The sequence below is a fragment of the Ornithinimicrobium avium genome, assembly GCF_003351765.1.
Lineage (GTDB): Bacteria > Actinomycetota > Actinomycetes > Actinomycetales > Dermatophilaceae > Ornithinicoccus > Ornithinicoccus avius.
Genome location: NZ_CP031229.1, coordinates 710,609 through 733,298 on the forward strand (window position 1 = coordinate 710,609; position 22,690 = coordinate 733,298).

Sequence of the window (22,690 nt, forward strand, 5' to 3'; positions counted from 1 at the left end):
CCTCACCCGTCGCCCTCACGGACCGGTCGGCAGCCGCAGGTGTCGCCGCACGCGCACGTCGGCTCGGACGGCGTCGAGGACGGGGCCAGGAAGGGTCACCGCACCGTCCACGTCCACTCCCGGATGTCCATCGCACCCGGCCCAGTCAACGATGGTCCGCACGAGTGCCAGCGTCACCGCCTCCGGGCCCGGCTCTCCGAGTGCCTCCAGCGCGAGGAGCACCGGCACGCCGCTGCCGACCTGAGGGAGGACCGGGACCCGGCAGATCGCCATACCCACGTGCTCCTCGTCGCACTCGGCGACCCAGGCGGGGTGGTCCTCCGCCCGGCGGTGCCAGGCCTGTCCCAGCCGCTGCACGTGGTCGGGCGCTTCCACCGCGCGGCGGCGCAGGCCCTGCAGGTGCAGCGCCGCGAGCAGGAAGGTCTCGTCCCGGGCGAGCCGGCGCACGCGGACGCGCGCGGCGCGCTCACCCAGGGAGGAAGGCACGCTCAGACCTGGACGCGGTCCCGCACGGCGGTGGTGATCTCGGCGACCGCCTCGGCCACCGGCACGCCGTTCTTCTGGGAGCCGTCGCGGTAGCGGAAGGACACCGCCCCGGCGTCGCGGTCCTCGCCGCCGGCGATGAGGATGAACGGCGCCTTGCTCCTGCTGGCGTTGCGGATCTTCTTGGGGAACCGGTCGTCCGAGAGGTCCAGCTCGACCCGGATGCCCGCCGCGCGCAGCTGGTCGGCCACCTCCCGCAGGTAGCCGTCGAAGTCCTCGGCGACCGGCACGCCCACCACCTGGACCGGCGCCAGCCACGGCGGGAACATCCCGGCGTAGTGCTCCACGAGCACCCCGATGAAGCGCTCGATCGAGCCGAACTTGGCCGAGTGGATCATCACCGGCTGCTGACGCGTGCCGTCGGCCGCGGAGTACTCCAGGCCGAAGCGCTCGGGCTGGTTGAAGTCGTACTGGATCGTCGACATCTGCCAGGTCCGGCCGATGGCGTCGCGGGCCTGCACCGAGATCTTCGGGCCGTAGTAGGCGGCGCCGCCCGGGTCGGCCACGAGCTCCAGGCCGGACTCCACCGCCACCTGCTCCAGGATCGCGGTCGCCTCGGCCCACTGCTCCTCGGAGCCGATGAACTTGTCCTTCTTCTCCCCGGCCTCCTCGCGGGTGGACAGCTCCAGGTAGTAGTCGTCCAGTCCGAAGTCGCGCAGCAGCCCCAGGACGAAGTCGAGCAGGTGCTTGATCTCGGCGGGCGCCTGCTCCTTGGTCACGTAGGAGTGGCTGTCGTCCTGGGTGATCATCCGCACCCGGGTCAGGCCCTGGAGCACCCCGGACTTCTCGTTGCGGTAGACCGTCCCGAACTCGAAGTAGCGCAGCGGAAGCTCGCGGTAGGAACGCTGCTGGGAGCGGTAGATGAGATTGTGCATCGGGCAGTTCATCGCCTTGACGCGGTAGAGCTGGCCGTCGTCGTCCAGCGGGGGCATCATGCCCTCGGCGTAGTAGGGCAGGTGCCCGGAGGTGTGGAAGAGCCCCTCCTTGGCCAGGTGCGGCGTGGTGACGTAGGAGAAGCCTGAGTCGACGTGCCGCTGCCAGACGTAGTCCTCCATGGTCCGTCGAAGGATGGCGCCCTTGGGGTGGAAGACCGGCAGGCCGGGACCTACCTCCTCCGGGAAGGAGTAGAGGTCCAACTCCGCGCCCAGCCTGCGGTGGTCGCGCCGCTCTGCCTCGGCCAGCCGGTCCAGGTAGGCCTTCAGGTCCTCCTTGCTCGCCCACGCCGTGCCGTAGATGCGCTGCAGCTGGGGGTTCTTCTCCGAGCCGCGCCAGTAGGCCGCCGCGCTGCGCATGAGCTTGAAGCCGTTGGCGATGAGCTTGGTGGTCGGCACGTGCGGGCCGCGGCACAGGTCGCCCCAGACCACCTGGCCGGTGCGGTCGAGGTTGTCGTAGACCGTCAGCTGCGAGCCACCGACCTCGACCGACGCACCCTCGGCGGCGTCCTCCGCAGAGCCGCCCTTGAGGCCGATCAGCTCGAGCTTGTAGGGCTCGGCGGCCAGCTCGTGGCGCGCCTCGTCGTCGGAGACCGCCCGGCGGCGGAAGGTCTGACCCTGGTTGACGATCTTCTGCATCGCCTTCTCCAGGCGCTTCAGGTCCTCCGGGGTGAACGGCTCCTCGACGTCGAAGTCGTAGTAGAAGCCGTCGCGGATGGGCGGGCCGATCCCCAGCCTGGCGTCCGGGAAGGCCTGCTGGACCGCCTGCGCCAGCACGTGCGCGCAGGAGTGCCGCAGCACGGCCAGCCCCTCGTCCTCGGTGATCAGCACCGGCTCGACGGACTCGCCCTCCTGCAGGACGTGGGCCAGGTCGACCAGCTCCCCGCCGACCCGGGCGACCACCACCCGGCGGTCCTCGGCGAAGAGGGCGGCCGCGGTCGTGCCCTGGTCCACCGTTCGCTCGCTGCCTGCGACGTGGACGGTGATCTGGCTGGACACGTGCGTGCTCCTCGGGGTGCGTGGCTCTGGCATCGGTGGTGCCGCCCAACCCTACCGTCCGCGGCACCGCATACCCGCCCGGTTATCGTCGCCCGCGTGGGACACGTCGAGGACCGGGAGCCGCCGGACGGCATCACCAAGCACTTCACCGTCGCCACGTTCGTGGTGCACCGCGGGCACGTGCTGCTGCACCCGCACCGCAAGCTCGGCCTGTGGCTGCCGCCGGGCGGGCACATCGAGCCGCACGAGCTGCCCGACGACGCGGCCAGGCGGGAGACGCTCGAGGAGACCGGGCTGGCGGTGCGGCTCGTGGGCTCCCCCGGGATCGACCACGACGCCGACGGCTCCCCCCGTCAGCTCCTCCGGCCCGAGGGCGTGCAGGTCGAGGACATCTCCAAGGACCCGCCGCACCAGCACATCGACCTCATCTACTTCGCCGTGCCCGAAGGGCACCCGGGCGACCGCCCGCTCCCCCGCCCCCGTGGCCAGGAGGAGGGTATGGAGTGGGTCGACGAGGAGGGCCTGCGCACCCGGACGGTGACCGAGGAGGTAAGGACGTGGGCCCGGCTGGCGCTGAGGGAGGTGCCGCGCCGGATCCAGCACAAGAGGTCGGGGCACCGGCGAGTGCACGGGATGGGAAGGGACCGCTGTTGACGGCACGCACGGGTCTTGAGCCTCGGCGCCAGGTGCACAACATCGGGCGGCGCCGGGCGTGGATCATCTGGCTGGTCGGCCTGTCCGTCTACACCCTCGCCGTCTTTCACCGCACCTCCCTGGCGGTCGCGGGCATCATCGCCGCCGAGCGCTTCGACATCTCGGCCGGGCAGCTCTCGATCTTCACGGTCCTCCAGCTCAGCGTCTACGCGGCGATGCAGATCCCGGTGGGGGTGCTGCTCGACCGCTACGGCTCCAAGCGGCTGATGCTCGTCGGCCTGACGCTGATGACGATCGGCCAGTTCGGCTTCGCCTTCGCCGGCACCTTCGAGGCCGGCGTCGTCTCGCGCGTCCTGCTGGGCGTCGGCGACGCGATGATCTTCACCAGCCTGCTCCGCCTCATCGCGCTGTGGTTCCACGTCAAGCAGGCGCCGATGGTCACCCAGCTGACCAGCATGGTCGGCCAGCTCGGCGCGGTGGCGGCTGCCACTCCCCTGGCCGCGGCGCTCGCGCGGTTCGGCTGGGAGTGGTCCTACGGCGTCGCGGCCGGTTCCGGGATCGTCCTGGGCGTCGCGCTTCTCGTCCTCGTGCGCGACTCGCCCTACACCGGCGAGGTCGTGGAGCGGATCAAGATCCGCGCGCTGGCCAGGACGATGGCCGAGGTCTGGGGCAACCCCGGCACGCGGCTCGGCCTGTGGGTCCACTTCTCCTCCCAGTTCGGGCCGACCGTCTTCACCATGCTGTGGGGCTACCCCTTCCTCATGGCCGAGGGTCTGTCCTCGACGGCCGCCAGCGGGATGCTCATCGTGATGACGGTGACCGCGATCGCCGCCGGACCTGTGGTGGGCCTGCTGACCAGCCGGATCCCCTACCACCGCTCGACGCTGGTCCTCGTCCTGGTCACGACCATCGCGGGGGTGTGGGCCGTCGTGCTGCTGTGGCCCGGGCCGGCACCCTTCTGGCTGCTGGTGGTGATGGTGATGATCACCGCCGTCGGCGGTCCGGGGTCGATGGTGAGCTTCGACCTGGCCCGCACCTTCCACCCCTCGGAGCGCTACGGCCGGGCCAACGGCATGATCAACATCGGCGGCTTCCTCGCCTCCCTGATGACGATCGGGCTCATCGGACTGGTCCTGGACCAGCTGGCGCCCGGGGGGCCGGGGACCTACACCCTCACCGACTTCCGCATCGCGATGTCGGTGCAGTTCCCGTTCTGGGCGGTCGGCGTGCTCCAACTGCTCCGCTACCGCACCAAGGGGCGCGCCATGATCGCCGAGCACCCCGGCGCGCTCGAGGCGCTGCGCGGCGGCCAGGCGCTCCTGCCCGGGCTGTCGTTCCCCCCGGCAGCCCCGCAGGACCCGTCGGCACCGCCGGAAGGCCCGCCCGGCGAGCCGCCGGGGGACCCGGACCGTCCTGCCTGACCGGCGCTCGCCGGGCGGGCGCCGCGGTGGCCACTGCCGTACCCGAGCTTCGAGTGGCGCCGGGCGGACAACAGGAGTAGGTGTGGAACGTGAAGGTACCCACCGGGTCGGCCACCCCCTTCAGCCCGTCCAGGGTGCTGGTCCGTGACGAAGAAAGGCAGTGCTTCCATGTTCCTTCCGCGGAGGTCTCCGAGCCGGCCCGACGACCACGTCCTGGACCGGATGGTCGCCAACATCGAGCATGGCCGCTTCGAGCGCTCGCTGTCGGGGCTGACCGCTGTGGCTGCGGTGATCACCACCGCAGAGGTGTACTTCGAGCACTACAAGGCCAGCTTCGGCAACAAGTGGATGTGGTCCCCGATCCTGGTCACCCCGCCGGTCGTGGTGGCCGGGATCGCCGGCGTCTTCAGCCGGCGCTGGGCCAAGACCGTCCTGCCGGTCGCCGCCGGCATCTACGCCCTCGACGGTCTGGCCGGTGAGTACTTCCACGCCCGGGGGGTGGCCCGCAAACCGGGCGGCTGGTCGCTGGCGACGTACAACGTGCCGATGGGGCCGCCGATCGCGGCACCCGGCCTGATGTGCGTCGTCGGCGGGATGGGCCTGCTCGCCGCGCTGCTGCGGCGGGAGAAGTGATGCCGCGCGGCGACCCTGTCCGCCCCGAGCAGCCCGACAAGGACCGCGGCGAGCACCTGCCGCAGCTGCGCGCCGACGGTCGGCCCCCCGACCCCTCCTGGCTGCCGCGGCAGCGGGTCGGCACGACGCCGCAGATGATCGGTCGCTACCCGGACTACGACGTGCTGAGCCAGGCCGACACCTGGGACGAGGCGACCCGCAGGGTCGTGCTGCGCCGGTTGGACACGCCCGGGCCGTTGCGGTTCTTCACCGCCGAGCAGGAGCCCGCCCTGCGGGCGTTCTGCGACGTGTGCACCGGGCAGGACCGGGAGCCGCGGGTGCCGGTGGCCGAGATGGTGGACGCCAAGCTGGCGGACGGGATGCTGGACGGGTTCCAGTACGCCGACATGCCGCCGGACGAGCAGGTGTGGGTCAGGGTGCTCGCCGGTCTGGACCGCACCGGCCGGGAGCGGCACGGGGCCGTCTTCGCCGGCTGCACGCCGCAGCAGCAGGAGTCGATCGTCGAAGACCTGTCCCGGGGCAGCCTCGCCGGCGGCGGCTGGGAGGATCTCAACGTCGCTCGCGCCTGGTCGGTGTGCATGCGGGCGGTCCTGTCCTGCTTCTACGCCCACCCCTGGGCGTGGAACGAGATCGGGTTCGGTGGCCCGGCCTACCCGCGCGGGTACATGCGGATCGGCCCGCTCAGCACCCTGGAGCCGTTCGAACGGCCGGGGGCCACCTCCGAACGGCCCGGAAGGGCGGTCGAGGAGCACCCGCAGGAGTTCCCCGGATGACCCTCGGTGACCGTGTGCGCACGCTGGCGAAGGGCTCGGTGGGCCCTGCGGACAACGACTCCCGCTTCCTCCTGGACGTGCACTCCCGTGCCCTGCCCGGACGGGCGACGATGCGCCGCTACGACGAGGGCGACACGGTCGACCTGGTGGTCGTCGGCGCCGGCGCCGGCGGCTCGGTGCTGGCCCAGCGGCTGGCCCGGCACGGCTGGCGGGTGGTCATCATCGAGGCCGGGCCGTTCTGGGACCCCGACGAGGACTGGGTCTCCGACGAGGCCGGGTCCCACGCGTTGTACTGGACGCAGAAGCGGATCATCGGCGGGCAGGACCCGATCGAGCTGGGCAAGAACAACTCCGGCCGTGGCGTGGGTGGCTCGATGGTGCACTACGCGGGCTACACCCCGCGGTTCCACCCCTCCGACTTCGAGACCTGGACCCGCGACGGCGTCGGCGCGGACTGGCCGATCCGCTACCGCGACCTGCTGCCGCACTACGAGCGCGTCGAGGCCGAGCTGCCGGTCGCCGGCCAGGACTGGCCCTGGGGGTACCCGCACAGCTACCCGTTCAGCCCGCACCCGGTCTCCGAGGCCGCCGGCAAGATCTGGCGCGGTGCGCTCGCGCAGGGGATCGGGATGCGGGTGGGGCCGGTCGGCATCGTCAACGGGACGTTCGGCAACCGGCCGCACTGCATCTACCGCGGCTACTGCCTGCAGGGGTGCAAGGTCAACGCCAAGGCCAGCCCCTACGTCACCCACCTGCCCGACGCTCTGGCGCACGACGTGGAGATCCGGTCCGGCTCGATGGCCACGCGCATCGAGCTGGACGAGCGCGGTCAGGCGAGCGGGGTCGTCTACCGCTGTGAGCAGGACGGGACCGAGCACCTGCAGCGTGCCTCCTTCGTGGCCGTGGCGGGCTACTCCATCGAGACACCCCGGCTGCTGCTGAACTCCACCAGCAAGCGGTTCCCGCACGGCCTGTGCAACGACCACGACCAGGTCGGCCGCTACGTCATGGTGCAAGGGGCCACCCAGACCGCGGGCCGCTGGCCCGAGGAGCTGCGCATGTATAAGGCGCCGCCGCCGGAGGTGTCCAGCGAGGACTTCTACGAGACCGACGACTCGCGGGGGTTCAAGCGCGGTTTCTCCATCCAGACGGTCTCCCCGCTGCCCATCGGCTGGGCCGAGCACGTCCTGGCCGCCGGGCACTGGGGCAAGGCGCTGCGGGAGTACATGCGCGACTACAACCACTGGGCCACGGTCGGGGTGCTCAACGAGCTGATCGCCCACCCCGACAACCGGGTCACGCTGGCCGAGGAGCGGGACCGGTACGGCCTGCCGGTGGCTCGGATGGACTACACGCTGACCGACAACGACAAGGCGAACATCGCCTACTCCGGCGACGTCATCCTCGGACTGCTGGATGCTGCCGGCGCCCAGGACACCCTGACGATCCAGCGCTACGCGCACCTCATCGGCGGCGCCCGGATGGGCAGCTCCCCGCAGCACAGCGTGGTGGACGCCAACCAGCGTGCCTGGGCGGTGCCCAACCTGTTCATCGCCGACGGCTCGGTGTGCCCCACCCAGGGCGCCGCCAACCCGGCGCTGACCATCATGGCGCTGGCCTCCCGGCTCGCCGAGCGGATGGCGGACGGCAGCGCCATGGACGAGGACCCCCAGGCTCGCGCCGGCAGCACGCCGGTCGGTCGCGCACAGCGCGCACGAGCTCCCGGGCCCGCCGCACGAGGACCACGGAAAGGGACGAACAGATGAGCAACGAGACCGTCAGCGACTTCGTGATCGACCGGTTGATCGAATGGGACCTGCACCAGTGGTACGGCTTCCCCGGCGACGGCATCGGCGGGTTCGACGGCGCCCTGGAGCGCGCCGAGCGTGCTGGCAAGAACTTCCGCTACATCAGGCCCACCCATGAGGAGATCGCGGCGTTCATGGCCTGCGCCCACGCCAAGTTCACCGGTCAGGTCGGCGTCTGCATCGCGACCTCGGGACCCGGGGCGGTGCACCTGCTCAACGGCCTGTACGACGCGAAGATGGACAACCAGCCGGTGGTCGCCGTCGTGGGGCAGCAGGGCCGGGTCTCCCTGGGCAGCGAGGCCCAGCAGGAGATGAACCTCGAACGGCTCTTCGCCGACGTCGCCGGCTTCGTCCAGACGGTGACGACGCCGATGCAGGCCCAGATGGTCGTCGACCGCGCGGTGCGGATCGCCCACGCCTGGCGCTGTCCCGCCGTGGTCATCCTGCCGGCCGACGTCCAGAACCTGCCGATGGAGGCACCGCAGGTGGAGCACTGGGTCTCCCGCACGGGGGTGGGGCACGCCTCGACCGCGCTGACCCCGCCCCGGGACGAGCTGCGCCGCGCGGCGGAGGTGCTCAACGCCGGCAGGAAGGTGGCGATGCTCGTCGGCGAGGGCGCCCGCGGCGCGACCGACGAGGTCATCGCGGTGGCCGACCGGCTGGGCGCGGGCATCGTCACCGCGCTGCTGGGCAAGGACGTCGTGCCCGGGGACCTGCCCTACCACACCCAGCAGCTGGGCCTGCTCGGGTCGCGCCCCAGCTACGACATGATGCAGGACTGCGACACGCTGCTGGTCGTGGGCAGCAACTACCCGTACGCCGAGTTCCTGCCCGCGACGGGCCAGGCCCGCGGCGTGCAGATCGACCTGTCCTCGGCCCACCTGAGCCTGCGCTACCCGATGGAGGTCAACCTGGCCGGGGACGCCAGAGCCACCCTGGCCGCCCTGCTGCCGCTGCTGGAGGAGCAGACCGACCGCAGCTGGCAGGAAGGGGTGATCAGCGGCATGCAGGACTGGGACGCGGTCCTGGAGCAGGAGGCCCGCACCGAGGCCGACCCCATCAACCCGCGCCTGGTCTACCAGCTGCTCAACGAGCGGTTGCCGCACAACAGCATCGTCACCGCCGACGCCGGCTCGACCGCCGACTGGTACGGCCACCACCTCAAGCTCGGCCGCGGCATGAGCGGCAACCTCTCCGGACGACTGGCCTCGATGCTCGCGGCCATGCCGTATGCGGTGGCCGCCAAGTTCGCCCACCCGGACCGTCCGGTGATCTGCACGATCGGCGACGGCGCCTTCCAGATGCTGGGCATGAACGAGATCCTCACCGTCAAGCGGCACTGGCAGGAGTGGGCTGACCCGCGGTTCATCGTGCTGGTGCTGCACAACGACGACCTCAACCAGGTCTCCTGGGAGATGAGGGAGGCCGGCGACCCGCGCTACGACACCTCCCAGCTGGTGGAGGACATGGACTACGCGGCCTACGGCGAGCTGCTCGGGCTGCGCGGCATCCGGGTGGAGCGGCCGGACCAGGTGGCGGACGCCTGGGACGCCGCGTTCGCCGCGGACCGGCCGGTCATCCTCGACGTCCGCACCGACCGCAACGTCCCGCCCCTGCCCGCCCACGTGTCCTACGAGGAGGCCAAGGGCGTGCTGAAGACGCTGCTCAAGGGTGACCCGGCGGAGGTCCGGGTCATCGCCAACTCGCTGCGGGCGGTGGGCGCCGAGCTGTTCGCGGGCGCCCGGAGCAGGCTGAGCAGCGACGAGGGGAAGTAGGGTCCTGGTGCTCACCGACAGCACGGTCCCGGTGCAGCGGGTGGAGGCGGCGGCATACCGGTTCCCGACCGACGCCCCCGAGTCCGACGGGACCCTGAGCTGGGACTCCACGACGATGATCCTGGTCCGGGCCTCTGCCGGGGGCAGGACCGGGGTGGGTTACACCTACTGCGGAGCTCCTGCGGCGGCCGTCGTCAACGAGACGCTGTCCCAGGTCGTGCAGGGCCGCGACGCCCTGACCCCGACCGCGTCCTGGGCCGCGATGCAGCACGCCGTGCGCAACCTCGGCAGACCGGGTCTCGTGGCCCAGGCCGTCTCGGCGGTGGACATCGCCCTGTGGGACCTGTCGGCCCGGCTCACCGACCAGCCGCTGTCGCTAGCGGTCGGGGCGGTCCGCGAGAGCGTGCCGGTCTACGGCTCCGGCGGGTTCACCTCCTACGACGACCAGCAGCTGGGCGACCAGCTGTCCGGCTGGGTCGGCGAAGGCATCCCCCGGGTGAAGATGAAGGTCGGCCGGGACCCGGACCGGGACCGGCACCGGGTGCAGGTGGCTCGTGAGGCGGTCGGGCCCGGGACCGAGCTCTTCGTCGACGCCAACGGCGCCTACTCGCGCAAGCAGGCGCTGGGCTGGGCCGGGGTGTACGCCGACCTCGGGGTGCGCTGGTTCGAGGAGCCGGTCAGCTCCGAGGACCTGGAGGGCCTGCGCCTGCTGCGCGACCGCGGGCCGGGGTGGTTGGACGTCGCCGCCGGCGAGTACGGCTTCGACCTGCCCTACTTCCACCGCATGCTGACCGCCGGGGCGGTCGACTGCCTGCAGGCGGACGTGACCCGGGCACTGGGCGTCAGCGGCCTGTTGCGCGTCGCGGCGCTCTGCGACGCCCGCAGCATGGATCTGTCCCTGCACTGCGCGCCGCAGGCCGGGGCGCACGTAGCGGCGGCGGTCTGGCACCTGCGCCACCTGGAGTACTTCCACGACCACGTCCGCATCGAGGCAAAGGTCTTCGACGGGGTGCTCGTTCCCACCTCGGGCCGGCTGGTCCCGGACCGCTCCCGTCCCGGGATGGGACTGACCGTGCGCGAGGCCGACATCGCCGACCACCTCCTGGGCTGAGCTGGCACCGCGAGGCACGCGCTCGGAGCGCCGTGGCGCCTGTTCGGATGTGGGGAGCCGGTCCCACCGCTGGCCGAATCTGCTGATGCGGAAGATCACATAGCCGTGAGGGGATCCCTTAAACTCTGCACAGGAGGCAGCCATGACTGTTCAGCCCGACCATGAGCTCGAGGTCCTCGAGGAGGACCAGACCGTCCCGCCGCGCCCCGAAGAGGCCATCGCCGACGCCGACCGTCCGCCCGTGGACGAGGAGACGGCGCCTGCGCCCCAGGCGGAGGGCACCTCTGCAGAGAAATGATGCGCACGGGTGAGAAGTCTCGGGACATCGACACGCCGCGATCGATGAGGGTGGACGTGAAGGGACTCGAACCCCTGACCTCTCGCGTGTGAAGCGAACGCTCTAACCAACTGAGCTACACGTCCGGACACGCCCGACGGGCGCGAGGACACACTTTAGCCGGTGCGCACCCGCCGGACGAAATCGGCGCCGCGCGTCGGGTCAGCTGCTGGCCGCCGTGGAGTAGACCGACTGCTCGGTCGTGCCGAAGTACGGGCCGTACATGACGTCCTTCTCGCCGCGGTAGCCGAAGGAGTTGACCGAGTTGAGCCTGCCGCCGGTGATCCAGCCGCCGCCGCTGGAGCCGCCGGTCATCGAGCACGGCAGCCGGTGGTCGGTGGTGCCGCGGGTGTCCCTGCCGGCGACCCCGGAGCACCTCCACAGGTCCTGGCCGTCGTAGGGCTTGGCCGCCGGGTAGCCGTAGGCGTCGAACGTCAGCCCGTAGCCCTGGTTGAAGGCGATCGGGTAGCACCCGGTCACGTCCGTCAGGCTCTGCCCACCCTGCTCCGCCATCACCGCGAAGCCCACGTCGTGGTTGAAGTCTCCCCCGTTCGCCCAGGCGCCGGTCGTGAAGAGGCTCTCGGCGACCCACGTGCCGTAGGGAGCCGCGCCGTGGTCGTAGGCCGGCACGAAGGCGAAGTTGGTGGCGAAGCCGCCCGGCCCCTCGTTGACGCAGTGGTCGGCCGTGGTCACCACGTCCTGGTTGCTGCTGGTCGTGGCCGTCCCCGAGCAGACGTAGTTCGACCCGCCCATGGTGAAGAACACCTTGCCGAACTGCGGTTGCTCGTCCACCTTGACCGCCTTGGCCGAGCCGCCTCCGCTGCCCGGCTTGCCCTTGGTCGCACGAGGCCCGCCCAGCTCCATCGGGATGGCCGCCTCCATCCGCTCGGTCGTCCAGTAGGCGCGCACGGCCGCCCGCTCGGCCTTGGTCCTCGCCGCCTCGTATGGGTTCGGTAAAGAATCGTCCCCGACCGTGCAGTCCGCCGCTACGGGTTCGGGTCCGCGGCAGCCCGCCGGGCGAAGACCTCCCGGGCGAGGCGGCCGACCGGTCCGGGCCCTTCCCCGAGCGACCGCGGCCTCACCGGCGGGGCCGCCAGCTCACGGCCGCCGAGCGTGGTCGCAGGGCCGGTGACGTGCAGCCTGCCCACCGCGCACACGTCGCGGGTGCTCGAGGTGATCCAGACCTCCTCGGCCTCGTCGAGCACCGACATCGGCAGGTCCTCCTCCACCACCTCAAGACCTTCGGCCTGCAACCACTCGATCGTCAGCGCACGGGTCACCCCCGCCAGCGGACCGCTGCGCAGCGACGGCGTGCGCACCACCCCGCCGACCACCACGAAGACGTTGGAGCCGGTCCCCTCGCACAGCAGCCCGGCCGTGTTCGGCAGGATCGCCTCGCTCGCCCCCACCTGCTTCGCCGCAGCCAGCGCCACCACGTTGTCGGCGTAGGAGGTCGTCTTCAGCCCGGCCAGCGCACCGACGTCGTTGCGGGCCCACGGGACCACCGCGACCTCCGTCGTCGCCGCCGGCCGCTGCTGCTGCTGGGCGGTGACGAGGTATGTCGTGGCGCCGGGCACCCGCTCGCTCCCCAGGGGTCCGGGGCCGGCGGTGACGGTGTAGCGCAGGCGCCCGAACGGCATCGGCCCCACCGACAGGACCGCGTCGATCCCCTCCTGCAGCCTCGCCCGGTCCAGCGGCGGCAGCCCCAGGCCCGCGAGCGAGCGGTCCATCCGCTCGTGGTGGCGGTCGGCGGCGAAGAGCACCCCGTCCTCCACCTTGCCGGTCTCGAAGACCCCGTCGCCGACGGTGATGCCGTGGTCGAGCGCGCTGAAGGACGGCTCGTCCCCCACCAGGCGGCCGTCCACCCATACCCGCACCTGCGGCATACCTCCGGTCGTGCTCCTCGCCGTGCCGTCCGTCATGGGCCCCACTGTGCCACCTGGAGGTCGTGGACGAGACCGGGACCTTGCACAACTACGCTGGGTCGTGTGACGACGAGCCTCTACCTCTCCTCGGCCGAGATCCAGTCGGGCAAGTCCGCCCTCGCCGTCGGCCTGCTGGCCGAGCTGTGCGGGCGCGGCGGGCGCGTCGGCGTCTTCCGGCCCATCGTGCTCGACACCGCGCAGGACCGGCTGCTGCAGCTGCTGCATCCCCTGTCCACCTCGCCGGTGGGGATCGAGGAGGCGGTCGGCGTCACCTACGACGACGTGCACCGGCGCTACGACACGGCGGTCGGCACCGCGGTCGAGCGCTTCCACGCCTACGCCGCCGAGCACGACAGCGTCCTGGTCGTCGGCTCCGACTTCACCGGAGTGCCGGCCCCCACCGAGTTCTCCGTCAACGCCGCGATCGCGGCCCACATCGGCGCACCGATGGTGCTGGTCGTGCCGTGCTTCGACCGCTCCGTCGAGGAGAGCGTCACCGCGGCGCAGCTGATCGTGGACGAGGCGCGCAGCCGCCACGCCGACGTCGCCGCCGTCGTGGCCAACCGTGTGCCCGCCGGTGAGGGCGAGGCGCTGAGCGCCGGCATCGTCGAGCGGCTCAGGGCGGACACGACGCCCACCGGCAAGCGCCGGGGCAGGGTGTCCGGCCCGGTCCCGGTCTTCCCGGTCCCGGCCGACGCGCTCCTGGCCGCACCTACGGTCCGCGACCTGATGGACGCCGTCGACGGTCACCTGCTCCTGGGGAACGAGCAGCTGCTCGACCGGGAGGTCACCGGCATGGTGGTGGCGGGCATGACCATGCCGCACGTGCTCGACCGCCTGCACGACGACTGTGCGCTGATCTGCGCGGGCGACCGGGAGGACGTGCTGCTGGCCAGCCTGATGGCGCACCGCGCCTCCACCTTCCCCTCCCTGTCCGGTGTTGTGCTCAACGGCGGCTTCCTGCCCGGCGAGCAGGTCTTCCGCCTCGTCGAGGGTGTGGGGGTCGAGCTGCCGATCGTCAGCTGCGACACCGGCACGATGGACACCGCGGCGGCGATCTCACGGGTGCAGGCGCGCATCGGGCCGGGGTCGACCCGCAAGATCGAGCGTGCCCGCGCGCTGGTCCACCAGCACCTGGACATGGACGTCCTGATGACCGCCGCCGGGCACCACCAGCCTCCGCCCTGGGGCCGGGTCGTCACACCGCTGATGTTCGAGCACGAGCTCTCGGCCCGCGCGCGCACCGCCGACGCCCACGTCGTGCTGCCCGAGGGCGCCGAGGACCGGATCCTGCGCGCCGCCGAGACGATCCTGTCCCGCGGCACCGCCCGGCTCACGCTGCTCGGCGACGTGGGACAGGTCCGGGCCCGCGCGGCCACCCTGGGCCTCCACCTCGACGCCGCGGAGGTCCTCGACCCGCAGACCGACGTGCGGCGCGCGGACTTCGCCACCGAGTACGCCCGGCTGCGCGCCCACAAGGGCGTCACCGCCGAGCAGGCGCGCGACATCGTGGCCGACCCCGCCTACTTCGGCACGCTGATGGTCCACCTCGGCCACGCCGACGGCATGGTGTCCGGCGCGATCACCTCCACCGCGCACACGGTGCGCCCGGCCCTGGAGGTGATCCGTACCGCCCCGGGCGTCTCGGTCGTCTCCAGCGTCTTCTTCATGTGCCTGGCCGACCGCGTCCTCGTCTACGGCGACTGCGCGATCAATCCCGACCCCACCTCCGAGCAGCTGGCCGACATCGCGATCTCCTCGGCCGTGACCGCCGAGCGCTTCGGGGTCGAGCCCAGGGTCGCGATGCTGTCCTACTCCACCGGCGGCTCGGGCACCGGCGCCGACGTCGACAAGGTCCGCGCCGCGACCGCCCTGGTCCGCGAGCGCGCCCCGCAGCTGCCGGTCGAAGGTCCGCTGCAGTACGACGCAGCCGTGGACCCCGCCGTCGCCGCCACCAAGCTCAAGGACTCCACCGTCGCGGGGCGGGCGACGGTCCTGATCTTCCCCGACCTCAACACCGGCAACAACACCTACAAGGCGGTGCAGCGCAGCGCCGGAGCCGTCGCCGTCGGCCCCGTGCTCCAGGGTCTCAACGCCCCCGTCAACGACCTGTCCCGAGGAGCGACCGTGCGCGACATCGTCAACACCGTGGCCATCACCGCGATCCAGGCGAGGGGCTGAGGGGTATGGAGCCCGCCGTCCTCGTCATCAACGCCGGGTCCTCCTCGGTCAAGTACCAGCTCGTCGACCCCGGCACCGGGCACTCCTACGCCAGGGGCTTCGTCGAGCGCATCGGGCTGGACGGGGGTCTGCTGCACCACACGGTCGACGGCACCACCCACGACCGGCAGGTCGACGTGCCCGACCACACGACGGCGGTCGCCCTCGTGAGCCGGGCCTTCGCGACCCACGGGCCGGACCTGGGCGGTGTCGACCTGCTCGCCGTCGGCCACCGCGTGGTGCACGGCGGCGACGACTTCGCCGACCCCGCGCTGATCACCCAGGAGGTCCTCGCCGCCGTGGAGCGGCTGGTCCCTCTCGCACCGCTGCACAACCCGGGCAACCTCCAGGGCATCCGGGCCACCCAGGAGCAGTTTCCCGACGTGCCGCAGGTCGCGGTGTTCGACACGGCCTTCCACCAGACGATGCCGCCGGCCGCGTCCACGTACGCGGTGCCGCGATCCTGGCGCGAGGAGCACAAGGTCCGCCGCTACGGCTTCCACGGGACGTCCCACGCCTACGTCTCCCGACGGGCCGCGGCGCTGCTCGGACGCCCCCTGGAGGAGGTGGCCAGCGTCATCCTGCACCTGGGCAACGGTGCCAGCGCGACGGCCGTCGACGGTGGGCGCTCGGTCGACACCTCGATGGGTCTGACCCCGCTCGAGGGCCTGGTGATGGGCACCCGCCCCGGCGACGTGGACCCCGGTCTCGCGGGGCACCTGGCCGACCGCGCCGGCCTGTCGGCGGAGGACTTCGACCGGGCCCTGTCCAAGGAGAGCGGCCTGCTCGCGCTCGCCGGCTCCGCGGACATGCGTCAGGTCCAGGAGCTGCGCGCCGCGGGGGACCCGGACGCCGCGCTCGCCCTCGAGGTGGTGGTCCACCGCCTCCTGCACTATGTCGGCGCGTATGCCGCCGTGCTGGGTCGCCTCGACGCCCTCGTCTTCACCGCCGGGATCGGGGAGAACGACGCCGAGCTGCGGGAGGCCGTGGTCGCACGGCTGGGCGGCTTCGGCCTCGAGCTGGACCCCGCCGCCAACACCGAGGGCTCCGGGGAACGCCGGATCAGCACGGCCGCCAGCCGGGTGGCGGTGCTCGTCGTCCCCACCAACGAGGAGTGGGAGATCGCCCGCCAGGTCGCCCAGGTCGTCAGCGGGGGCTGAGGGAGGGCTCGGGTCCTCGTGAGGTGTGGGCGCGGCCGGCGTTAGAGCACGCGCCCCGCCGGGCGGCTCGGGGCCGCCTCGAGGAACACCGGCGGGGTCAGGCCCGCCGTGACGAACGCCGCCAGCACGGCGGCGGCGACGACGTCCACCTCCTCCCTGCGGACCAGCGCGATCGCCGACCCGCCGAAGCCTCCCCCGGTCATCCGTGCACCCTCCGCCCCGGCCCCGAGAGCGGCCTCGACCGCCACGTCGAGCTCGACGGCGGAGACCTCGTAGTCGTCCCGCAGCGACACGTGCGAAGCCGTCATCAGCGCGCCGACGCGGGAGGCGTCCTGCTCGCGCAGACCTGCGACCAGGTCGAGGACCCGGTCGTTCTCGGTGACGACGTGCCGGACCCGGGCTGGCGCGTCCGGGATGCCCGCGAGCACGGACCGCACGTCCGCGTCGTCGAGCCGGTCGGCGCTGAGCTCGCGCAGGCTCGTCAGCCGAAGCGCTGCCGCGGCGGCCTCGCAGGTGCGCCGGCGGCGCTCGTACTGTCCGTCGGCCAGGGAGTGATGGGCGCGGGTGTCGACGACGAGCACCTCGTGCTGCGGCAGGGTCCACGCGACGGGCACGACGGTGAAGTCGCGCGCGTCGAGCAGCAGCAGGTGGCCGTCGACGGCCCGCAGCGAGACGGTCTGGTCCATCCCGCCGGTGGCCGCACCCGCGACCTCGTTCTCGGCGCGCACGCAGGCGGTGACGAGATCCTCCACGGACATCTGCGACAGCCCCGGCACGAGATCGCGCAGCGCCACCGCCAGCGAGCAGGAGAGCGCCGCCGAGGAGCTCAGACCCGCTCCGACCGGGACGTGCCCGTCGACGAGCACGTCCACCCCGACCGCCTCCGCCCCGACCCGCTCGGCCAGCACGGCCGCCACGCCGGCGACGTAGGCCGGCCACCCGCACACGCCGTCCCTGCGCACGTCCTCGACCCGTCCCTCCCACAGGCCGCGGCGCTGCGCCGAGGCCAGGCGCAGCACCCCGTCCTCCCGACGGCGGACGGCTGCGTAGGTCCGGTGCGGCAGGGCCATCGGCAGCGCGAAGCCGCCGTTGTAGTCGGTGTGCTCGCCGATCACGTTGACCCGCCCCGGCGCGGCCCAGACCCCGTCAGGCTCCTGGCCGAGCAGCGCCGCGAAGCGGTCCTGCAGCGCGGCGGCGGTCGCCGCGTCGTCGGCGGGCGCCGACCAGACCGGTTGCTCCACGTCATACCTCCTGGGCGTGCACGAGGTGCCCGTGACCGGGCAGCAGGGAAAGCATAGGGAGCCCGTGCCCGGCGAGCACGACCCCGGCCCCGTGTCGCCACCGCGCGACCAGCGACCCCCGGACCAGAGGGCCCACCACCAGCATCGTCGCCGGACGGTCCGCCGGTCACTCCTCGGAAAAGCCGTCCTCCACGGCCAGCGACCCGAGCAGCAGCTCCAGGGCATGCTCGGCGGCCAGCTCGACGACCTCTGCCGGGGATCCCCGCAGCGCGAGCCGGTGGCAGGTCTCACCGGCCGGGGCGACGACCGCGACCCAGACCGTTCCCGGCGGCTCCCCCTCCTCCGGGTCCGGCCCGCCCACGCCGGTCGCGGACACCGCCGCGTCCACCTCCAGCAGCCGGGCGGCGCCACGCGCCATCTCCAGGGCACAGCGTTCGGTGAGGACGGGACCCGGCGTGACCCCCAGCACATCCTGCTTGACGCGTGGCGAGTAGGCCACGACCGACCCCTGAAACCACTCGCTCGCCTGCGGGGCGGCGGCCAGCGCGGTCGCCACGGTTCCCCCGGTCAGCGACTCCGCGGTCCCCACGGTCAGTCCCGACCTCCTCGCGCTGGCCCCGACCCGGCTCGCCAGGTCCTGCGTGCGCGTCATGACCCACCTCCTCGATAGTCCGACCGTCCAGACATCGTCGCGCCGGCGGCCGCGCTGCGCACCCGGAACCCCCTCGGTGTCCGGCGTGGATCCGGACACCGGGTCAGCAGAAGTAGCGGCCGGCGAGCTGGCTACCTGCAGCGGCCTCTTCGGCATACCCGACCGTGCCGTCCTCAAGCAGCTCGCGCGCGGCCTGCCCCACGGCGGCGAGACCGGCGAAGGCGAAGGAGCCCCCGACCGAGATGCGGGCGACGCCGGCGCCGGCCAGCTCGGCCACGCCCGGTCCGCCCCGGCGGGCCAGGACGTTGACCGGCACGCCGACCTCCTGCACCACCCGGCGGATCTGGTCGAGATCGGTCAGCCCCGGCGCGTAGACCACGTCCGCGCCCGCCTCGGCGTAGGCGCGCAGGCGGCGCAGGGTGTCCTCCAGGTCGTCGACCCCGCGGATGTGGTTCTCGGCGCGCGCGGTCAGGACGAACCCGTCCGGGGCGGAGCGGGCGGCGCCCACGGCGGCCACGACCCGCTCGAGCGCCTCCTCGAAGGGATAGATGCGACCGCCCGGGCCGGAGGCCCAGTCCTCCACCGAGCCCCCGGCCAGGCCGGTCGCGGCCGCGAGCCGCACGGTCTCGGCCACGCCGTCGGAGTCCGGCGCGTAGCAGTCCTCGAGGTCGGCGCTGACCGGCAGCCCGGTGGCGGCCACGAGGTCGGCGGCGTGCGCGAGCGTCTCGTCCCGGCCGACGTGGCCGTCGAGCAGGCCGCGGGAGGCGGCATACCCGCTGCTCGTGGTGGCGATCGCCCGGAAGCCCATCCCGGCGAAGAGACGCACCGACCCGCGGTCCCACGCGTTCGGCAGCAGGAGCGGGTCCCCGGGGCGGTGCAGCGAGAGGAAGGTGGTGGCAGTGGTCATGGACCCGACGGTAGACCTACGCAGCCAGGCACCGCGCACGCCCTCGGGGGGCGCAGCGCGGAGCTGTCCGGAGCGCCGGAGCCCCGGTGCGCACGTACCGTGGACGGGTGCGCCGGCTCCTGTCCCGCTTTCTCAGCCGCGACGACGTGGTCGTCGCCGTCAAGGCCGGTGTCGCCTGCGGCCTGGCCTTCTACCTCGGTTCGCTGCTTCCTGCGCCGGTGGACGACTACAAGTACTACGCCGCGCTGGGTGCCTTCACCGTCGTCGGCCTGGTCGTCGTCGACTCGCTCAAGGAGTCGCTGCGCGTCTTCGGAGCCGTGGTCATCGGCGTCGTCGTCGCGCTGCTCGTGCAGAGCATCTCCTGGACCAACTTCCTGACCGTCGGGGTCGCGGTCCTGGTCGGGTCCCTGCTGATGGCGCTGCCCCTGCTCGGCGACCAGCGCACCTGGGCCCCCCTGGCGGCGCTGTTCGTGCTCGCGGCCGGCGGACCGGACCCCGAGCCGATGGTCCTGGGGTATCTGTTCCAGCTCCCGCTCGGGGCCCTCGTGGGTGTCGTGGTCAACCTGCTGGTGCTGCCCCCGCTGGGCAGCACCGAGCTGCACGGCGCGACCACGCGCGTCCACCAGCTGATGGTCGAGCAGATGCGCAGCTATGCCGACCTGCTGGGCCGCGTCGACGGGGACGACCCGCCGGACGCCGTGGAGCGCGACGAGCTCGTGCGTGCCAACGAGTCGGACATGGCGCACGCCCGCGCGCGCCTGAGCGAGGAGGTGGAGAGGGCCGCGCGGGCACGTCGGGGTAACCCCCGTGCGTGGGCGGTGCGACGCGCCGAGCAGGACGCCCTCGATCGGGCGCGAGCGACGGAGAGGTGCGCGGCCACCCTCCTGGCGGTCGGGGTCGTCATCGGGCAGTCGGCGCCGGGGCCCCAGGAGGAGGAGGGGCAGACCCGGCGCTCGGCCGTCCGGGTGCTGCGCACGGCGGCGGACATCTTCGAGGACCCCGGGCTCCTCCGCACGGACCCCGCGCTGGTGGACCAGGTCCAGGACGCGGTCGAGGACACCCTGCGGCGCGCCCGCTCCCCGCACGCCGGCGACGGTCCGGACGGGCTGCTCCTCGGTGCTCTCGCGCTGACCGTCCGCGACAGCGTCGAGGTCTTCACCAGTCGGGTCGCGGTGATCGACCCGGACCCGGACCCGGCCTGAGGGCGCAGCGGTCCCGCACGGTCAGCACCGGTGCAGGTGGAACACGTCACACCCTCTTCCATTTCTCCAACTTGTCTAGTAGGAATAGAAGGGAGGAGGACCACATGACCACGACATCCCTGGACCGGCCCACCGAGGTCGGCACGCCGCAGGCGTTCTACCGCCGCCACAACACGTTCCCCCGCTTCCTGACGCCGGCCCGCCCGCGCGGCAGCGGTCGCGGGGGCGACCTCGCCCTCGTCGCGGGGCTCGGGGGCCTGGTGCGGGCCGACCGCGAGATGCTGCGGGCGGGTGCTGGCCCCGCCGAGGACCTGCCCGAGCTCTACGTCGACCTCACCTCGCCCTGGGCCTACCTGGCGCACCTGCGGCTGCAGGGAACCGGCCCGGACGTCGCCGCCCGCTGGTGCGCCGTCCAGACCGACCACGGGCGCCCGGTCGCCGGCCTGCGGGGCCCCGGGCCCGAGCAGGACCGGGTCCGGGAGGAGCTCGCGGCCGTCCGCGCCCTCGCGCTGGACGGGGAGGAGCTGCCGCACGACATACCCCCCGTCCTGCCCCACCCCCGCGCCGTCGCGGCGGCCTATGCCGAGGGCGTCGACCTCGGGCGCGGCCCGCAGGTGCGCGCCGCCCTCCTGCACGCCTACTGGGTGGAGGGACGTGACATCGGCGACCCCGAGGTGCTCCGCCGGATCCTGCCCCCCGTCCTGGTCGCCGACGACCACATCTGCGACGGGGACCCGCGCCGCGAGTTCGGGTATGTCGTCACTCCCGCCCGCGAGCCGCTCTCGGACGCCGCCTACCACCTGCTGCGTCGGTGGCAGCAGCGCTGGGACGAGCTGGGCCGTCCCGAGCCGCTGGCGCTCGTCGAGGCAGCCGGGACCCGGACCGGTGCCGCGGCGCTGCCCGCCGGCCCGTCCGCGCCGCCCCTGCACGCAGCGTGAACGGCCGGGGCGGCATGAGGGCCTCCTGGGACACCTACGACCACCGGGTCGAGCGGCTGCGGGCCGTCAGCCCGGTCGTGCACGAGCTGGTCCTCACCCCGACCCGGCGGCCCATGCCCTACCGGTCGGGGCAGTACGTGATGCTCGACGTCCAGCAGCCCTGGGCGCCAGAGCGCGCCTACTCCCTGGCCGACGCGCCGCGGCGCGACGGCCGGGTGCGGCTGCTCGTCACCCGCTACCCGGCCGGCCCGACCAGCGGCTGGGTGCACGACGGCATGCGGGAGGGCGACCAGGCCTCGCTGACCGGGCCGTTCGGCACGATGACCCTGGGAGCCCGCCAGGAGGGTCCCGTCCTGCTCCTGGCCGCCGGCTCGGGGCTCGCTCCGCTCGAGGCGCTGGCCCAGACCCTGGTCACCGAGCAGCCGCACCGGCCGGTCGTGCTGTGCTTCGCCGGGCGCACCCGTGCGGACGCGCTGGACGGCGACCGGCTCGAGGAGCTCGCCGGCGCGCACTGGCAGCTGCGCTACCTGTGCGTCCTGACCCGCGAGCCGGACGCCCCGTTGCACGGCAGGCTGCCCGCGATGCTCGGCGACCTCGTCGGCCGGCTGGCCGGCTGGGAGGTCTTCGTCGCCGGGCGGGAGGGGTTCGTGCGTGACTGCCGGGCCGCGGCCCTGGCCCTCGGCGCCGCACCCGCGATGGTGCGGACCGAGGAGTTCTTCGCCGACCCGGCGCCCCGACCGGCAGGGCGCGTGCTCGCCCAGGGTGTCGCGGACGGTGCCGCGTGAGGATCTGGACGGGCCTGGGCGACGACGGCAGCACCGGCACGCTCCTCGGTGGCCGGGTGGGCAAGGACGACCCCGTGGTCGAGCTGATGGGGGCCGTGGACGAGGCCGTGTCCGCCCTCGGCGTGGCCCGTGCCCTCAACGATGGCGACGAGCGGCTCGCGTCATACCTCCTGGCCCTGCAGCGGGGGCTGTTCGTGGTCGGTGCCGACGTGGTGAGCGCCCCGGGTGCACGGGACCGGCTCGAGCCGGGCGTCTCCGTCGTCACCGCCGACATGGTCGCCGAGCTCGAGAGCGCCATCGACACCCTCACGGCGGAGCGCCCGCTGCGCCCGGCCTTCGTCGTGCCCGGTGAGAACCTCGCCTCGGCCACCCTCGACCTGGCCCGGACCGCCGTGCGCCGTGCGGAACGACGGCTGGTGAGCGTGGGCCGGTGGCGGGACGACGGGGTTCCCGGGCCGGCGCTCGTCTACCTCAACCGCGCCTCCGACCTGCTCTACGTGCTGGCCAGACGGGCCGCGCCGGCGGACGAGCCGCTCAGCCACGACGCCGCCGGCTGATCGGGCCTGCGGCGATGCGGCGTGGTGGCCGCGCTCGGCGAAAAGCTCCTGGAGCCAGGTCTAGAGTGACGCTCCAGAGCACTTGAGTGGCGCTCTAGGCATGGAGGAGTCGCATGG

Annotated in this window: 21 protein-coding genes and 1 tRNA gene; 14 read left to right on the forward strand and 8 right to left on the reverse strand. The window is 72.9% G+C overall.

Annotation, left to right across the window (positions count from 1 at the left end; all coding sequences use genetic code 11):
- Positions 1-15: 15 nt before the first annotated feature.
- Both DV701_RS03390 and thrS read right to left on the reverse strand, forming a co-directional pair.
- A complete protein-coding gene (locus tag DV701_RS03390; RefSeq protein WP_114927075.1) occupies positions 16-486 on the reverse strand; it encodes a hypothetical protein in 471 nt (156 codons plus the stop codon).
- Between the two features lie 2 nt (positions 487-488).
- The gene (gene thrS, locus DV701_RS03395; RefSeq protein WP_114927076.1) at positions 489-2,474 is read right to left on the reverse strand and encodes a threonine--tRNA ligase; all 1,986 of its coding nucleotides are present in this window, start codon (positions 2,472-2,474) and stop codon (positions 489-491) included.
- 96 nt (positions 2,475-2,570) lie between these two features.
- Between thrS and DV701_RS03400 the strand changes: the two genes are divergently transcribed.
- The 8 genes from DV701_RS03400 (at position 2,571) to DV701_RS18090 (ending at position 10,947) form a co-directional block, all read left to right on the forward strand.
- Positions 2,571-3,128, forward strand: coding sequence for an NUDIX hydrolase (locus tag DV701_RS03400; protein ID WP_202863617.1), 558 nt, complete (start codon positions 2,571-2,573; stop codon positions 3,126-3,128).
- Entirely contained in the window at positions 3,125-4,549 is a 1,425-nt protein-coding gene (locus DV701_RS03405; protein WP_228255197.1) for an MFS transporter, read from the forward strand. The genes DV701_RS03400 and DV701_RS03405 overlap by 4 nt, the downstream gene beginning before the upstream one ends.
- A gap of 168 nt (positions 4,550-4,717) precedes the next feature.
- Positions 4,718-5,182: a hypothetical protein gene (locus DV701_RS03410; protein ID WP_114927077.1), complete on the forward strand. Its 465-nt coding sequence runs from the start codon at positions 4,718-4,720 to the stop codon at positions 5,180-5,182.
- Positions 5,182-5,955: a gluconate 2-dehydrogenase subunit 3 family protein gene (locus tag DV701_RS03415; RefSeq protein ID WP_114927078.1), complete on the forward strand. Its 774-nt coding sequence runs from the start codon at positions 5,182-5,184 to the stop codon at positions 5,953-5,955. The genes DV701_RS03410 and DV701_RS03415 overlap by 1 nt, the downstream gene beginning before the upstream one ends.
- Complete coding sequence (locus DV701_RS03420; protein ID WP_114927079.1) at positions 5,952-7,721, forward strand: GMC family oxidoreductase; 1,770 nt, start codon at positions 5,952-5,954, stop codon at positions 7,719-7,721. The genes DV701_RS03415 and DV701_RS03420 overlap by 4 nt, the downstream gene beginning before the upstream one ends.
- Entirely contained in the window at positions 7,718-9,538 is a 1,821-nt protein-coding gene (locus DV701_RS03425; protein ID WP_114927080.1) for a thiamine pyrophosphate-requiring protein, read from the forward strand. The genes DV701_RS03420 and DV701_RS03425 overlap by 4 nt, the downstream gene beginning before the upstream one ends.
- 7 nt (positions 9,539-9,545) lie before the next feature.
- On the forward strand, positions 9,546-10,649 hold the full coding sequence (locus DV701_RS03430) for an enolase C-terminal domain-like protein (protein ID WP_202863618.1): 1,104 nt from the start codon (positions 9,546-9,548) through the stop codon (positions 10,647-10,649).
- Between the two features lie 142 nt (positions 10,650-10,791).
- Complete coding sequence (locus tag DV701_RS18090) at positions 10,792-10,947, forward strand: hypothetical protein (protein WP_162802722.1); 156 nt, start codon at positions 10,792-10,794, stop codon at positions 10,945-10,947.
- A 51-nt stretch (positions 10,948-10,998) separates the two neighbouring features.
- Here the strand turns inward: DV701_RS18090 and DV701_RS03435 are convergent.
- The 3 genes from DV701_RS03435 to DV701_RS03445 form a co-directional block, all read right to left on the reverse strand.
- Positions 10,999-11,072 (reverse strand) — tRNA-Val (locus tag DV701_RS03435).
- Between the two features lie 76 nt (positions 11,073-11,148).
- Positions 11,149-11,895 (reverse strand): trypsin-like serine peptidase, encoded by a 747-nt coding sequence (locus DV701_RS03440; RefSeq protein ID WP_228255198.1) that lies wholly within the window; start codon positions 11,893-11,895, stop codon positions 11,149-11,151.
- Between the two features lie 77 nt (positions 11,896-11,972).
- Positions 11,973-12,908 (reverse strand): aminotransferase class IV, encoded by a 936-nt coding sequence (locus DV701_RS03445; protein ID WP_228255199.1) that lies wholly within the window; start codon positions 12,906-12,908, stop codon positions 11,973-11,975.
- Between the two features lie 66 nt (positions 12,909-12,974).
- On the opposite strand from DV701_RS03445, the gene pta reads away from it, so the two are divergent.
- Together pta and DV701_RS03455 are read left to right on the forward strand one after the other, a co-directional pair.
- Entirely contained in the window at positions 12,975-15,092 is a 2,118-nt protein-coding gene (gene pta, locus DV701_RS03450) for a phosphate acetyltransferase (protein WP_114927081.1), read from the forward strand.
- 5 nt (positions 15,093-15,097) lie between these two features.
- Positions 15,098-16,291, forward strand: a complete 1,194-nt coding sequence (locus DV701_RS03455) for an acetate/propionate family kinase (protein WP_114927082.1) — start codon at positions 15,098-15,100, stop codon at positions 16,289-16,291.
- 41 nt (positions 16,292-16,332) lie between these two features.
- Here the strand turns inward: DV701_RS03455 and galK are convergent, their stop codons facing one another.
- From galK to DV701_RS03470, 3 genes are all read right to left on the reverse strand, one after another.
- Positions 16,333-17,532: a galactokinase gene (gene galK, locus DV701_RS03460; protein WP_228255200.1), complete on the reverse strand. Its 1,200-nt coding sequence runs from the start codon at positions 17,530-17,532 to the stop codon at positions 16,333-16,335.
- 166 nt (positions 17,533-17,698) lie between these two features.
- Positions 17,699-18,184 (reverse strand): CinA family protein, encoded by a 486-nt coding sequence (locus DV701_RS03465; RefSeq protein WP_114927084.1) that lies wholly within the window; start codon positions 18,182-18,184, stop codon positions 17,699-17,701.
- A gap of 103 nt (positions 18,185-18,287) precedes the next feature.
- Entirely contained in the window at positions 18,288-19,091 is an 804-nt protein-coding gene (locus DV701_RS03470) for an isocitrate lyase/PEP mutase family protein (protein WP_114927085.1), read from the reverse strand.
- Positions 19,092-19,198: 107 nt separating this feature from the next.
- Here DV701_RS03470 and DV701_RS03475 point away from each other — a divergent pair, with 107 nt between their 5' ends.
- From DV701_RS03475 to DV701_RS03490, 4 genes are all read left to right on the forward strand, one after another.
- Positions 19,199-20,293 carry a hypothetical protein gene (locus tag DV701_RS03475; protein ID WP_114927086.1) on the forward strand — a complete coding sequence of 365 codons (1,095 nt, stop codon included), beginning with the start codon at positions 19,199-19,201 and terminating at the stop codon, positions 20,291-20,293.
- Positions 20,294-20,397: 104 nt separating this feature from the next.
- A complete protein-coding gene (locus tag DV701_RS03480; protein WP_114927087.1) occupies positions 20,398-21,231 on the forward strand; it encodes a DsbA family oxidoreductase in 834 nt (277 codons plus the stop codon).
- A gap of 14 nt (positions 21,232-21,245) precedes the next feature.
- On the forward strand, positions 21,246-22,016 hold the full coding sequence (locus tag DV701_RS03485; protein WP_162802766.1) for a ferredoxin--NADP reductase: 771 nt from the start codon (positions 21,246-21,248) through the stop codon (positions 22,014-22,016).
- Positions 22,013-22,573 (forward strand): cob(I)yrinic acid a,c-diamide adenosyltransferase, encoded by a 561-nt coding sequence (locus tag DV701_RS03490; RefSeq protein ID WP_162802767.1) that lies wholly within the window; start codon positions 22,013-22,015, stop codon positions 22,571-22,573. The genes DV701_RS03485 and DV701_RS03490 overlap by 4 nt, the downstream gene beginning before the upstream one ends.
- The last annotated feature ends 117 nt before the right edge of the window (positions 22,574-22,690 follow it).

What these genes read in the sequence shown, in the direction of transcription:
- DV701_RS03470 (WP_114927085.1), bottom strand. Translation starts at nt 19,091, where the DNA reads ATGACCACTGCCACCACCTTCCTCTCGCTGCACCGCCCCGGGGACCCG.
- DV701_RS03485 (WP_162802766.1), top strand. Translation starts at nt 21,246, where the DNA reads ATGAGGGCCTCCTGGGACACCTACGACCACCGGGTCGAGCGGCTGCGG.
- DV701_RS03480 (WP_114927087.1), top strand. Translation starts at nt 20,398, where the DNA reads ATGACCACGACATCCCTGGACCGGCCCACCGAGGTCGGCACGCCGCAG.
- DV701_RS03415 (WP_114927078.1), top strand. Translation starts at nt 5,182, where the DNA reads ATGCCGCGCGGCGACCCTGTCCGCCCCGAGCAGCCCGACAAGGACCGC.
- DV701_RS03420 (WP_114927079.1), top strand. Translation starts at nt 5,952, where the DNA reads ATGACCCTCGGTGACCGTGTGCGCACGCTGGCGAAGGGCTCGGTGGGC.
- DV701_RS03455 (WP_114927082.1), top strand. Translation starts at nt 15,098, where the DNA reads ATGGAGCCCGCCGTCCTCGTCATCAACGCCGGGTCCTCCTCGGTCAAG.
- DV701_RS18090 (WP_162802722.1), top strand. Translation starts at nt 10,792, where the DNA reads ATGACTGTTCAGCCCGACCATGAGCTCGAGGTCCTCGAGGAGGACCAG.
- DV701_RS03465 (WP_114927084.1), bottom strand. Translation starts at nt 18,184, where the DNA reads ATGACGCGCACGCAGGACCTGGCGAGCCGGGTCGGGGCCAGCGCGAGG.
- DV701_RS03425 (WP_114927080.1), top strand. Translation starts at nt 7,718, where the DNA reads ATGAGCAACGAGACCGTCAGCGACTTCGTGATCGACCGGTTGATCGAA.
- DV701_RS03445 (WP_228255199.1), bottom strand. Translation starts at nt 12,908, where the DNA reads ATGACGGACGGCACGGCGAGGAGCACGACCGGAGGTATGCCGCAGGTG.
- DV701_RS03410 (WP_114927077.1), top strand. Translation starts at nt 4,718, where the DNA reads ATGTTCCTTCCGCGGAGGTCTCCGAGCCGGCCCGACGACCACGTCCTG.